Here is a 12,659-nt window from a genome sequence, read left to right as displayed (position 1 = left end):
CGCTGGGGCACTCTCAGAACTTTGCACTGCTGTTTTGTTCATAGTTAGCAGATGATTTGACGTATCGGATATCCGTATGAGCGCTCGCAAGGTCAGATCTCTACTGCCACCAGTTTTCTGGCAGATTGTCATTGCATTGATTGTTTTTTCATCAAGTAACGCTGGATACTATGCTGACCAGTCCTATTCTGATTTTATTGATAAAGGTTGGTACACGGCATCTTCGGAGGAGTCGCCCGTCAACCCTCTGTCGATATGGGGAACCGTTGGATCCATCGTCTGCGTAGGAATTCTCTTACTGCGTATTCCGCGCAGGGTGCCGCCACTAATCCAGATTATTTTACCAGTGCAAATATGGTTAGTGACTTCTGCTACATGGTCATACACATTTGGCCCTACTCTTTTCTTGTCGCTTAAGACCATAGTCTATGCAAATGCCCTTAGCTGCTCAATAGCGGAACTTGATCCTCCTAAAGCAATACGAGCGTTCACGTTGTCAATTGCTGCTATCCTGCTAGTCAGCCTGTATTTATGCGTCACCGACCCAATATTTACTGCGTCAATCGGTGCAGATGGCTGGCGCGGTCTTTTTCCGCAGAAAAATCGCCTTTCGTCATTTTGCTTGTTCTCCGGGCTGATTCTCCTTCTAGGTATGCGTTTCAGCCCTATCCTGTCGGGCGGCACGTTGGTCCTTTTGCTGTTTATGCTAACTATGTCTCAAGGCAAGGCCGCTATTGGCATCATGTCGCTCGCGCTTTTGACAGTCATCTGTTTCACTCTGGCGATGCGCCGACGACGGAACCCCAAGTCCGCAATGGCCGCCCTCTGTCTCACATTTTTGATGATCTTTATCATATCTTGGGCGATAGTACTTTACCAGATTGATCGCGGGATGCTGACCTTCACCGGAAGGACCAAGCTTTGGGCATGGTTTCTACAAGACCTTGGCGACTACATACTTGTTGGAAAAGGTGGTTTGACTGCACCCACCGATCCGGTTTTCGTAAGGCGTGCCGTCGCACATGGCGTGCCGGTGACATCTGATAGTTCGTATGTCATGATCTTATACAACAACGGGATCGTGGGGCTCTTGTTGTTTTATTATACGGCAATACAAATCTGCGTTAAATCCGTCAAAACGAACTCACAGCATTTTATTTATCCCATCATTGGCATATTTTGTTATGTATTGTTCGCGGGCACAGAGTCCGACACCAGATTTTTGTTTTATTATTCCACATATTCGGTGCTTGCACTTTATGCAATTGCGACCAAACTGGTCCGTGGAGACCGCACAGAGCGACTTGGCCGCGGCATCAACGCCGGGGAAATGCCCTCCCGCTATGTCAGCCCTGCGCAGCCTCAAGTTTAGACGTTCGATCTCGTATATGCTGATTTTCGCTGAGAGTTGCCCCGGGAGGGGCCCAAATTCCCGTTAAGAATGGCCATTTTGGTCGTTTCTGTGGCGGACGATACAAGGTAAGACCGTATGTCTGTTTCTTGAAAGATGTTGGTTTGCCCTAAACTGGACGCCTCGAAAAACTCTGGTCTTTGATGGGCAGATTTGATTCACTTCGCCGACGATGTGGCGGAGGTGATAATGTCAGGTCAGCCGGGTTTCTTTGATCTTTCAGACCGGTACGAAGCGCTGAGCGCGGCGGGTGATCCGCTGGAGCGATTGGCGGCTGTCGTGGATTTCGAGGTTTTTCGGAGCCCGTTGACTGCGGCGTTGCGACGTAGCGTTCGTGGCAAGGGCGGTCGGCCGCCGTTCGACGCGGTGCTCATGTTCAAGATTCTGGTTCTGCAGGCGCTTTACTCGCTGTCGGACGAGGCCACCGAGTTCCAGATCAAGGACCGCCTTTCGTTTCAGCGCTTCCTGGGGCTTGGGCTCGACGGCACGGTGCCCGATGCGACGACCGTCTGGCTGTTCCGGGAACGGCTCGTGCAGGCCAGAGCGATCGACCGGCTATTTGCTCGCTTTGATGCCGCGCTCAAGGAGCGGGGCTATCTCGCCATGGGGGGGCAGATCATCGACGCCACTGTCGTGCCGGCACCCAAGCAGCGCAATACCGAAGCAGAGAAAGCAGCGATCAAGGAGGGACGCGTGCCGGAGGACTGGAAGCCGGCCAAGGTGCGGCAGAAAGATCGCGATGCACGCTGGTCGATCAAGTGCAGCAAGGCCAAGGTCCGGGAAGGCGCCGATCCCAAGGCGGCCAAGCCGGTTGATCTGGCCATCCCGATGTTCGGCTACAAGAATCATATCGGCATCGACAAGGCCCACGGGCTGATCCGGACCTGGGATGCCAGCGCCGCCAATGTCCATGACGGCGCACGGCTGCCGCTTCTGATCAGCAAGGACAACACTGCCTCCGGCGTCTGGGCTGATACCGCATATCGATCCAAGAAGAACGAGGCATTCCTGGCGAGTGGCATGTTCACCAGCCACATTCACCAGAGGCGCAAGCCGCGGCGACCGCTGCCCGAACGGATCGCCAGGGCCAATACCGGCGTTCCAAGATCCGCGCCCAGGTCGAGCATGTGTTCGCCGGGCAAAAGCACCGCATGGGCCTTGTAGTGCGCACAATCGGCATCGCCCGCGCCACCATCAAGATCGGTATGGCCAACCTTGTCTATAATTTCCAGCGTCTGGCTTGGCTCGAAGGGCGAACTGCGCCCGCTTGATACGAAAACGGCTCCCTAACGGCACCGGTGATATGGAAATCACCCCAGAATGCGCAACCACGCCAGCCCTGTTATACCTCTGCGGTCCATACCGCCGCTATCACGCCGAAATCTGATGGTTTTTCGAGGTGTCCAGCTTTGAGCCTGGCGCGAATATCTCGGCGGTCGCGCGGCACCCTGGCGTGAGCCTTGCGCTTTTACATTATTGGCGACGAATGGTGCACGATGTTGGCGGCGTGCAGCCGATCGCGTTCATTCCGTTGACGATAGAGGTGCCCAGATGGTGGAGCGCGAAACCAGCGCCGACATGATTGGCAGCACGGTGGTCCGGGCGCATCATTCGCGGCTGGACTAAAAAAGGGGATCAGAGGCCGAGGGGCTTGGGCGGTCTCGCGGCGGCTTTACCACCAAGCTTCCCGCCCGGTGCGATGGACACGGCCGACCCCTCGGCTTCGTCCTGGCGCCGGGCCAGGGGCACGACGAGCAAGGCTTTGGCCCGCTGTTCCGGATGCCCGGCGACCGCATCGAAGTACTGCTCACGGACAAGGGCTATGACGCCGATGCGATTCGGGTGGAACTTGCCGCAGCCGGCCTCGAGGCGGCCATCCCCGTCAACAGCAACCGTCGGCTGCCTCAAGAACTGGCGGCGCGTCGCCACCCGCTTCGGCAACATCAAGGAATCTTATCTCGGCTTCGTCGGCGTCGCATCAATCAAACTCTGGATATCCTTTGTCCACGACGCCTAGTCCAAACGCAACTGGTCCAAGCAGCCGGGACAGCAAAACGCCGATCCCGAACTGAAGCAACATGCGCGCGATGTTGCCAGCATAGTTCCAGAACGCGGCATTGATGCCGCGTTCTATAATGAATTAGCAGGCGCCAAGCCGGCGTTCTGCTGGCCACTGCTGAGGTCGCTCATTGCTGCACGATCTCTTGGTAGAATTTAAGGTGCTGTGCGGCCGACTTTGACCAGCTGAAGTCCCTAGATCTTTGTACACCGACTCGCGTTAACGCGAACCTCTGCTCTGGGGCGTCGAACAGCTTTGATATCACCTCTCCCATCTCGTCTGGATCGTGGGGGTCGAAATAAGTCGCTGCATCACCTGCAATCTCTGGAAAACAGCTCGCGCGCGAGCATGCAACGGGGCAGTCGAGCGCCATCGCCTCTAAAAGCGGCAATCCGAACCCCTCGTATATCGAAGGATAGACGAAAACTGTTGCAGCACGATAAGCCGCCGCGAGCGCCCGGTCGTCGCCACCACGCTGGCTGACACGGCGCAAACCTGCGCGGTTGATGGCGGTCCGCTCCGCATCGCTGAAGCCTCCTCCGCCGAACGCGAGTAGCTCAACGTCCCGGGCCAGTCGAGGTTTTTGCGCGAATGCTGCGATCAGTTGGTCAAAGTTCTTATAGCTGCCACGCTCACCAACAAAAAGGATAAGATCATCGCGGCGCTGGATTGGACCCGGATCAGGTAGTGCACTGGTACCGTGATGTATTACCCGAATATGTTTCTCAGGGACACCGCAGAGCTGCACGAGGTCTGCCGCGCTGTTGTGAGAGATTGCCACGAAATGCGCGTCCGATCGAAAGGCCTGCGCTCGCTTAGCGAGGACTTTGCTATAATTCCCGAATAAACTTGGGAAGAGCTCAGGGATCATGTCGTGCAGAGTGTAGACTGGGCGCGCATTAGTTTTCCCATACTCTCGGCCGCTATAATGCGTCTCGTGGATGATGTTGTAGCGACCTGAGCGCAAGCGGGCGAGCAACACCCCCTCATCTAAAAGTCGCAGCGCAGCGTTAGTATAACGGTCAGGCTGAAAATGCCAACGCCGCCCAAACTGCCTATTTTCGTCTAACATGCGGTTGGTGTGGAATGGGGCTGAAATGGTCATCCGGTCATCACTTATTTCACTGGCCGCAGTAATCATTTCGCAAAAGTACCGCGACACTCCACTGCGTGGGCCACGCAGAAAAACATTATGATCATAGAGAATGTGCATGCAATTCACCTAGGCTCAAGCATCCTGACCATACAAGCTGGGTTGCCTGCAACGATGCTGCGTGGGGGAACATCCTTTGTCACTACGCTGCCGGCTGCAACTATCGCGCCGTCGCCAATAGTTACCCCCTTCTGCACTATTGCGCGCGTACCGATGAACACGTCGTCGCCGATCGACACCGGTCGGCTAATCGCGCGCCAGTCGGGTTTTCCATAGCGACGGCCTTGGGGCAGATGATTATGGAAGTCGGTGTCGAACACCATAACGTCAGCGCCCAGTAAGCAGCGCGCGCCTATTCGAACCTCCATTGCTGCGCAAATTGATGCGCCGCTTAAGCCGCTATCAGCACCAATCACGATGGTAGCTTGCGGCGTAAGACAGCGTAACACGACAGGGTGGGACACGCCCAGCGCAGTAGACGCGCTTCGACTGATTAGAACAACTCGGTCGCCAAGTTTGATTGTGGCGCCGGGCACCCAGTCTACTATGGGCAACCCGCTGCAGACCAGACCGCGACCAATTTCAAAGTGGTATCCAAGCCATAGGCGGGCCGCGAGACTAGACACCTTGGTGCCAAAACCCCGGATCTTTCTCAACAAGTCCATATAATCGCCCGCCCGAGCTCATAAATCATAAGTTGTGAGAGTTGAGGCATTTTGTATTGTTTCCCGTAGTGCCGAATTGGTTTTCCATTTAATTCCAAACTAGCAGCATTACGACGCTATTGCGTCATTGGTTGTTTTGAACAAGTGCGGTGCATCATCGTTTTTTACATTCACCTGTCATGGTATTTTATGTCAAAAAAAATGTAGCTATTGGCTTGTTGCGAACGCTTTTAGGCCGATGGTTTTGCAGAAAGACCTTGATCATCGCAGGTGCATCGTTCCTTGACGACTAAGGAGCTTCCGAAAAAGCATTGTTTAATCGACAAATTTAGCGAGGCATGCATTTGATTTTCGGTTTCTTGACGCTCGGATCAGTAGCTATAATATTCGAGGTCGTATCCCAGTCCCATACGGTTGCTGATATCGACCTTTGTGAGGATGGTACCTGAGACGGGTGTATCGAACCTACGGATGCGATTGAGGGCAGCTTTTGCGCGACCGCGGTGGCTGCGATTGGCTTCGACGACGAACAGGACGACGTCACTGCGCGAAGCGAGCAGCGGTGCGTCGGCGAGTCCCAGGATCGGTGGGCCGTCGAGGACGATGTGATCGTAGCGGCTGGTGAGGTCGTGCAGCATCGCTGCAAATGCGCCTGAGCCAAGAAGGTCAGTCGGATTGGGCGGGATGGACCCGGCGAGCATATAGTCGAACCGCAGCTTGGAATGGGTCGTGATAGGCGGCTGCTCTATCTGTTGGGTCAGATATTCGGTAAGGCCCGGGACCGGCGCCCTGGCCTGGATCTCGGCAAGGCGTTTTCTGAGCGAGGGTCGCCGCAGATCGCATTCCACCAGCAAGGTACGCTTGTTGAGTCGGGCAAGCGCATTAGCCAGACCAATGGTGCTTGAGGATTTGCCTTCGCCTGGCTGGGCGCTTGTGATCATGATGACATGCGGCACTTTACCCGCACTGCTCAATAGCACGGCTATGGCGGCCGAATGATAGGCTTCGCTGGTCGCTGAACGCGGGGATTCCAGTTCCAGATCTATCGCCCCGCCATTTTTGAACTGCGGGATGACCCCCAGGGTCGGCAGACCGAACTTGCGTTCGGCGTCCGGCCCTGTCTGCACCCGGTCATCGAAGAGTTCGCGTATGATGATGGCCGCGGCCGCGACGATCAGGCCCAGCAGCACGGCGATGGCCAGGTTGATGCCAAGCCGTGGCGAGGTCGGCTTCAGCGGGGGATCGGCACGATCGATGATCGAGATATTATTAGCGGCGATGCCCGAAGCGGCACTGACCTCTTTGAAGCGCTGCAGCAGCGCTTCGTACATCGACCGATTGGAGTCCACGTCCCTGCGCAATATATTATACTGGATGGACTGGCTCTGCTCCTCAAGCGTCGCCTTCTTCATGTCCTCGACCGCATCAGCGAGCGCCTCCTCCTGCTGGCGGGCGGTGTCATATTGATCGACGATCGAGCGGCGGATGGCACCGTTCATGGCATTAAGCTGCCGGTCAAGCTCGGCGATAACAGCTTTGGCCTGTATGACGGTCGGATAATCGGCCTTGTGGCGTTTCAGCTCATCCTGGAGAACAGCGGTCCTCTCCGCCTTGGCCTGATAAAGATCCTGGATGGCTTTGTTGCTATAGGATTCCGGCAAGGCGCCCACCGGGGTCTTCTGCGCCACCCGCCAGCGTTGCTCCGCCGCGATCCTGTTGGCCGTGGCGCTAGCGTAAGCGGAGTTCAGCGCCACTAGGCTGGACACCGTTACCGAGTTGGGTTGCCCCTCCCCTTTCCCCTCGCTGCCTTGCTGGGTGTCTATGAGACCTGCCTGCCGCGCATAGACCACCAGCTGGCGTTCCGATGCTTCTAAGCGTTCGCGTGCCGGAACCAGCTGCTTCTGCAGGAAAGAGCGCGCATAGGAGGTGCTGTTGAACTTGCGCTGCAGATTGCCGGTAATGAAGTTCTCCGCAAACGCATTGGCGATACGCGATGAAAGCTGAGGATCGCGGCTTCGGAACGTGATGCTTGCCACCCGCGAGTTGCGGGGCAAGTCGACGCTAAGGTTTGATTCAAGAAGCCTAAGTACAATCTCTCGACGGATCTGATCCGTGTTTGCACCGACCGTTGGACGGAAGCTGGCGCCCATCATCTGGATAAAGTCAGTGCCAGTAAAAAGATTGAGGCTTTGTGCGACCCGTACCGCCGTCGCTCGGCTTTTGAGAACCTCGATGTTGGTTTCCAGAAAGCGATCGGCATCCTGATAGGCGGCGCCCACCTCCTGATCCTCGGTGCCCAAGACACGCTCTGTCTGCTGATCGATCTGTACCGTAGCACTCGCCGTATAAAGCGGCGTTGTTAGCAATGTGCCAACGGCGCCCAGAACCAGTGCCGCAACAAGGATCGAGAGTATGATCCAGCGGCTACGATAGGCAGCGCCTGCGATCCAGACAAAGCGCTGGTAGAGATCGGCAAAGCTCATGCCACGTTCGTCATCGTCCTCAACATAGCGCTCGTTGGATTGACGCCGGCCCGGTAATGATCGCGGTGGGTTTGCCATGTCGACCATGTCAGAAGTTCCTGAACACGTTGAGGAAAGGCGCCGTTTGCAGGAAGTCGCGATAGGCGCCCTTAACGGCATTGAACCCGACAACGACCATGTCATTTCCTTCGATCTGCGGGTCCGATGCCTGCCCCTTGCGGATGGCATTGACGTCGAACAGGCCGCCCATGCGCTTGCCCCCGACCATGCGGAACACCACGACCTCATCGAGGGCCGCAACGCGCGTGGGGCCGTGCGCCAGCGCCAGCGCCCGCAGCAGCGTCATGCGGCCTCCCAGCGGATAGCTGCCGGGCTGTATGACATTGCCTTCGACCGTGACCTGCTGCGACACCGCAACATTGACGATCACCGAGACCTGTGGCATTTCCAAATATCGGGCGCCCAGGCGCTGCTCAAGATCGCTGGCAAGCTGGGCTGTCGTAAGACCGGCCGCCTGGACAGATCCGATCAGCGGCATAGATATATTCCCCGACGCTTCGACAACCGCTTCCTTGAGGCTGAGGTCAGGCTCCTGGAATACCGTAATGGAGATCGTGTCCGAAGGGCTGATCCTGTAGTCGGTTACGGGGAGCGGGCCCTTCTCAGGGTCGCCGATCAGGGCGTAAGCCGGTTCGCCACGCGGCAAAACGTCAGAGGTTGCGCATCCGGCCAGCACTGCTGCACAGCACAGCATGAGCGCGCCAACCGACAGACGCATTCCCAAGCCCCTCTTACTCATAGAACACATCCCGCTCGACTTTGCGCCTGTAAAACCAGCCGGTCACAGACCACTCGCGCCGTATAAGCCATATTGCAGTGCAGAAGGGAACTCTATTTTAAAAACGATCACTTCCTGTACGGTACTGCAACGATCCGTCAGCCAATACTCCAGCCTGTCCAGTACTGATACAATAATCCTTTATGTCATAAGGGATGATTGCATATTACGCACTTGCAACAGCCCCTCGATTCGGGTTAACAACAATTCACCTAAAACAGGGGATACAATTATGAAGCTGTCACGCTACCTCGCGGCATGCGCCGCAGCATCTCTGGTTGTTATGCCCACCATGGCAAGCGCCGTAACCACCTCGGTGGACTATTCCGCCATTTATCGCGCCACGGAAAAAGCCGCTGCGACCTACAAGAGCCAGGTCGCTGCATGCGCCGGTGACGCAGCCTGCCTCAAGCAGGCCGACAAAACGCTGAAGTCAGCTCAGTTTCGCATCGCAAGCGCATCTTCTAACTCTGACCTGACAGATGCAAACCAGCGAGCTACCGCACGCCAGCTTACCGAGATCCTCAACCGCTCGGTCAGCTGCTCGGCGGCCGATGCTGCAACATGCGCAAAGCAGAACAGCAAGACCCTCGGATCGCTCCTCTATCGCATCACGAACCAGGCTCCCATCAGTCCCGTCTGACCACAACCTGGCAAGCGGCAACTCAATAAAAAGCCCAGCCTGAACGCTGGGCTTTTTTTGTTAATATAAATTAACTTGCCCTAGGGGAATGGCCTCACCAATCGGCTTTGGATAGACGCCGCCTTTGCCCCTTAGAATGCGGGATTGGGAATCGCCGATCATTTAATCTCGGCAGCCGTTACAGCAGTTCCGTGATTAACAATTATTAAGGGGAACAAATGATTCGAGCCTATGGTTAGTCCGATAACGCTTCATCGAGACCACTTATGGCATCTGTGTATGAGAGAATTGCGAGGTTGAAAAAGCTCTCATTGCCCGCATTGAGGCTTGAGTGGCGTAGAACCTTCGGGGACAATTCACCGCCCGTTGATCTAACTTCAGAAATGCTTGTTCGAACATTAGCTTGGCGCTTCCAAGAAAAAGCTTTCGGAGGATTGTCGCCCACGCGGGTCCGGGAACTTGACGCGCTAGCCAAGCAAATCGAAAAATATGGAGATTTTGATCTCCGCAGACACGAACAATTAAGATGCGGCAACAAATTAGTCAGAGAGTGGCGTGGAACTCAGTACGTGGTTGAAATCCTTGCTCGGGGCTTCCAGTATGATAACCGATACTATGCAGCTTTGACGCCGATCGCCCGCGCAATCACAGGATCACCTCGCTCCGGCCCGCGATTTTTTGGTCTCGCTCCCCCGAGCCTGCCTTTAACCGATGATGAATGATTTTGAAGCCCCTGCTCGCCGGTGTGCTATCTATACCCGCAAGTCTGTTGAGGATGGTGTAACGCAGGAATTTAATAGTCTGCACGCTCAGCACGACGCCTGTTCTGCGTACGTGACTAGTCAGGCTGGCGAGGGCTGGCACGTTATCCCTGAGACATACGACGATGGAGGTTACTCCGGCGGTAATACAGCGAGGCCTTCGTTCCAAAGGCTCCTGCAAGACATCGAGAGCGGAAAAATCGATATCGTCTTAGTGTACAAAGTTGATCGTTTGACCAGAAACCTTTCCGACTTTTCGAAAATAATGGATGTATTCGATCAGAAAAAAGTTTCCTTCGTGAGTGTTACGCAGGCATTTAATACGACCAACAGCATGGGACGACTGACGTTAAACATGCTTCTTTCCTTTGCTCAGTTCGAGCGCGAGATAGCCGGGGAGCGCGTCCGGGATAAAATCGCCGCATCCAAGGCTCGAGGCATTTGGATGGGGGGGAATGTGCCTTTTGGATATCGGCTTAACAAGCGCCGACTTTACGTGAGCAGCGAGGAGGCTGAGCAAGTCCGGCAAATCTTCGACACCTATGCTGAGGTCAAGTCGATGACACAGTTACGGGCAAGACTCGCCGCAAGTGGGATTGGTCGCAGGCGGCTTCCTGGTCTCAAAACGGAAAGGGGGGCCACGACTAATTTCAGTGCTACCGGACTCTACCACCTATTGAAAAATCGCATCTACCTCGGCGAGATTTGCCACAACGGAACCTCCTATCCGGGGCAGCACGACGCGATCGTGGAAGTGGAGAAGTTTAAACTGGTGGCGCGACAGCTGCAAGACAACAAGACGAGGTTAGTTACTGGCGCTAACACGCTGTTCCCGAGCCCACTGGTGGGTATCATTTGGGACGAGCATGGACGACGCATGTTTTCTAGTAACTCAACCAAACAAGGAAAGGTTCATCGATACTACACAAGTCAGCCCGACAAGGATCGCCGAGATCTTCCAGTTCTGCGAGTTTCGGCGGAAAAGCTGGAATGCTTAATTTTTACTCATTTGCCGGAGGGAATGGCAGCGAGATGGCCCGACGGATCACCTGATCGAATGCAGATACGAACAGTAGTTCGGCGGATCGTTATTGAAACCGCAAACATCCTCCTCACCGTCTTCGATACTGATCAGGCAGAAAAGACGATTAGCATTCCTGCTCGCTGGCTACGGCGGGGTGATGAGAGGCAAATAGTGTCCAAAGAAGGCGTACAAAGCCCCAAGCCAAACCATGCTCTGGTCAGATTGATAGTAGATGGCCATATCGCAAAACATCATCTTGCAATATACGGCAGTGTCGCGGATTCCGCCGAAATGATGGGTCTAAATGAGCAAGATTTTGCTCGTGTTTTACAGCGCGGTTACCTTGCACCTGACATAACTGCTGCGATTCTGGATGGACGGCAGCCGAAGGACCTTACCGTCGAACGACTTGCTTACTGCGACTTGTCGGCAATGTGGCATGAGCAGCGCAAATCACTTGGATTTCAATCGCCTGAGGAGGTCCTTCAAATTCCCCTGGAAGCGTGCGGAATCGGAATGACCGGTGGGTTAAAGTAATAGCATCCAAGAACCGCATGCAGTAAAGGGTAAGCGCTAAAATACCCCACCCGGAGGCGTTTAGCGGCCTGATTGATGACGGCGCTAGCGACGGAGCGACTATCTACCCAGTTGTAGGGGAGCCGATCATCGATCGGATCTGCGTCGCTGCGCAGGGCGATACGGGAGAGGACATTGATGAGACAGGCCTAAGGGTTGAGGTCGCCAAGTTTGCACGTTTCGATGAGGCAGCGAAGGTTGCCTAGTTTTCAGCCCCCTGATCATGGCCTGTGAACAGAGCATTTTTACGCTGGAGGATAAGCGGCCAAGATGGATCGGTCGCACATCGGCCGGATCGAGCGAGGCGAGCGAAACGTGACGATGCTGAATATGATGCGGATTGCTCAGGCGCTCCGCTGCCCCAATCAAAATTGATTGGGGCAGCGGGCTTATAAAGGCGGATTATTCCTCCGGATCAGCAATGCGCTCGAAAGCCCATGTCGCGTCCGGACTAAGGAAATGAATTCCGTCGGCAAGATGCTCATCTAGCGTTATGGAGCGAGTGTTGATCCAGCAGTAGCCGCTAGAATCGAACAGGTGGAGCCGATGGAAGCTGTAGCCGCTGATTACTGTCCAATGGTTATAGGCCCCGCCCAGTATCAGCACGACAGGATGGCCACAGCTTAGGTGATGTCGGATGGCGTGGACGACCTTCGACGGCGTGAGTTGAGCCTTTGTTTTAAAGACCCTATGCGGCCGTATCCGGAATCCTGTCACGGCCTCTATCTCCGGCAAAAAGCTGCCGAGGAATTGATCCCAATGGGCATGGGAGAGCCCCCAAGATAAAGCGAATTTGAGGCGACGTTGCTGCGAGAAGATCTTCACGCCTGTTCGAAACAGCCCCGTTAAGTCACGCTGGTGCATATGCTTGTCGGGATATGCGAGCAAGCGCACCGCATTGATCAGCGCATAGAAGCCGCTGCCGCGCGACAATCAGGATGAGAATGCAGCGACAATCAAGGTGAGAATCGACGCTTGCTGGAACGGCGCAGGGCGTAGCCCGTAGCCGTTCCAGCAAGCGTCGAAGCCTCTTTTCATGGGGGTTC

General features: G+C 55.3%; 12 protein-coding genes and 1 pseudogene. 8 read left to right on the top strand and 5 right to left on the bottom strand.

Annotation, left to right across the window (positions count from 1 at the left end; translation table 11 throughout):
* Positions 1 to 76 precede the first annotated feature (76 nt).
* From LQ220_RS22510 to LQ220_RS22495, 4 genes and pseudogenes are all read left to right on the top strand, one after another.
* Positions 77 to 1,372 carry an O-antigen ligase family protein gene (locus LQ220_RS22510; protein WP_230190303.1) on the top strand — a complete coding sequence of 432 codons (1,296 nt, stop codon included), beginning with the start codon at positions 77 to 79 and terminating at the stop codon, positions 1,370 to 1,372.
* A gap of 228 nt (positions 1,373 to 1,600) precedes the next feature.
* Positions 1,601 to 2,443, top strand: a pseudogene (locus LQ220_RS22505) (IS5 family transposase); the annotation flags it as partial.
* Positions 2,392 to 2,682, top strand: a complete 291-nt coding sequence (locus tag LQ220_RS22500; protein WP_354958475.1) for a transposase — start codon at positions 2,392 to 2,394, stop codon at positions 2,680 to 2,682. The pseudogene LQ220_RS22505 and the gene LQ220_RS22500, both read left to right, overlap by 52 nt.
* 457 nt (positions 2,683 to 3,139) lie before the next feature.
* Entirely contained in the window at positions 3,140 to 3,532 is a 393-nt protein-coding gene (locus LQ220_RS22495; protein ID WP_354958473.1) for a transposase, read from the top strand.
* 65 nt (positions 3,533 to 3,597) lie between these two features.
* Here LQ220_RS22495 and LQ220_RS22490 read toward each other — a convergent pair whose 3' ends face one another.
* The 4 genes from LQ220_RS22490 to LQ220_RS22475 all read right to left on the bottom strand — a co-directional run bounded on the left by LQ220_RS22490 (position 3,598) and on the right by LQ220_RS22475 (position 8,570).
* Positions 3,598 to 4,683, bottom strand: coding sequence for a glycosyltransferase family 1 protein (locus tag LQ220_RS22490; protein WP_230190302.1), 1,086 nt, complete (start codon positions 4,681 to 4,683; stop codon positions 3,598 to 3,600).
* Between the two features lie 5 nt (positions 4,684 to 4,688).
* Positions 4,689 to 4,946: a DapH/DapD/GlmU-related protein gene (locus tag LQ220_RS22485; RefSeq protein ID WP_290369083.1), complete on the bottom strand. Its 258-nt coding sequence runs from the start codon at positions 4,944 to 4,946 to the stop codon at positions 4,689 to 4,691.
* 713 nt (positions 4,947 to 5,659) lie between these two features.
* Positions 5,660 to 7,858: a polysaccharide biosynthesis tyrosine autokinase gene (locus tag LQ220_RS22480; RefSeq protein WP_230190301.1), complete on the bottom strand. Its 2,199-nt coding sequence runs from the start codon at positions 7,856 to 7,858 to the stop codon at positions 5,660 to 5,662.
* Between the two features lies 1 nt (position 7,859).
* On the bottom strand, positions 7,860 to 8,570 hold the full coding sequence (locus LQ220_RS22475) for a polysaccharide biosynthesis/export family protein (RefSeq protein ID WP_230190300.1): 711 nt from the start codon (positions 8,568 to 8,570) through the stop codon (positions 7,860 to 7,862).
* Between the two features lie 271 nt (positions 8,571 to 8,841).
* Between LQ220_RS22475 and LQ220_RS22470 the strand changes: the two genes are divergently transcribed.
* The 4 genes from LQ220_RS22470 to LQ220_RS24965 all read left to right on the top strand — a co-directional run bounded on the left by LQ220_RS22470 (position 8,842) and on the right by LQ220_RS24965 (position 11,988).
* Positions 8,842 to 9,252 (top strand): hypothetical protein, encoded by a 411-nt coding sequence (locus LQ220_RS22470; protein ID WP_230190299.1) that lies wholly within the window; start codon positions 8,842 to 8,844, stop codon positions 9,250 to 9,252.
* A 266-nt stretch (positions 9,253 to 9,518) separates the two neighbouring features.
* Positions 9,519 to 9,974: a DUF2924 domain-containing protein gene (locus tag LQ220_RS25120; RefSeq protein ID WP_354958463.1), complete on the top strand. Its 456-nt coding sequence runs from the start codon at positions 9,519 to 9,521 to the stop codon at positions 9,972 to 9,974.
* Entirely contained in the window at positions 9,964 to 11,574 is a 1,611-nt protein-coding gene (locus LQ220_RS22465) for a recombinase family protein (RefSeq protein WP_230190298.1), read from the top strand. Before LQ220_RS25120 ends, LQ220_RS22465 begins: the two co-directional genes overlap by 11 nt.
* A 309-nt stretch (positions 11,575 to 11,883) precedes the next feature.
* A complete protein-coding gene (locus LQ220_RS24965) occupies positions 11,884 to 11,988 on the top strand; it encodes a helix-turn-helix transcriptional regulator (RefSeq protein ID WP_290369082.1) in 105 nt (34 codons plus the stop codon).
* Positions 11,989 to 12,015: 27 nt separating this feature from the next.
* Here LQ220_RS24965 and LQ220_RS22460 read toward each other — a convergent pair whose 3' ends face one another.
* Positions 12,016 to 12,546 (bottom strand): hypothetical protein, encoded by a 531-nt coding sequence (locus LQ220_RS22460; protein ID WP_230190297.1) that lies wholly within the window; start codon positions 12,544 to 12,546, stop codon positions 12,016 to 12,018.
* Positions 12,547 to 12,659: the final 113 nt, after the last annotated feature.

It is taken from the genome of Sphingobium sp. CECT 9361, assembly GCF_918741285.1.
Classification (GTDB): Bacteria; Pseudomonadota; Alphaproteobacteria; order Sphingomonadales; family Sphingomonadaceae; genus Sphingobium.
The sequence above is the reverse complement of the archived record's forward strand: the minus strand, read 5'-3'. Positions and strand labels throughout refer to the sequence as shown.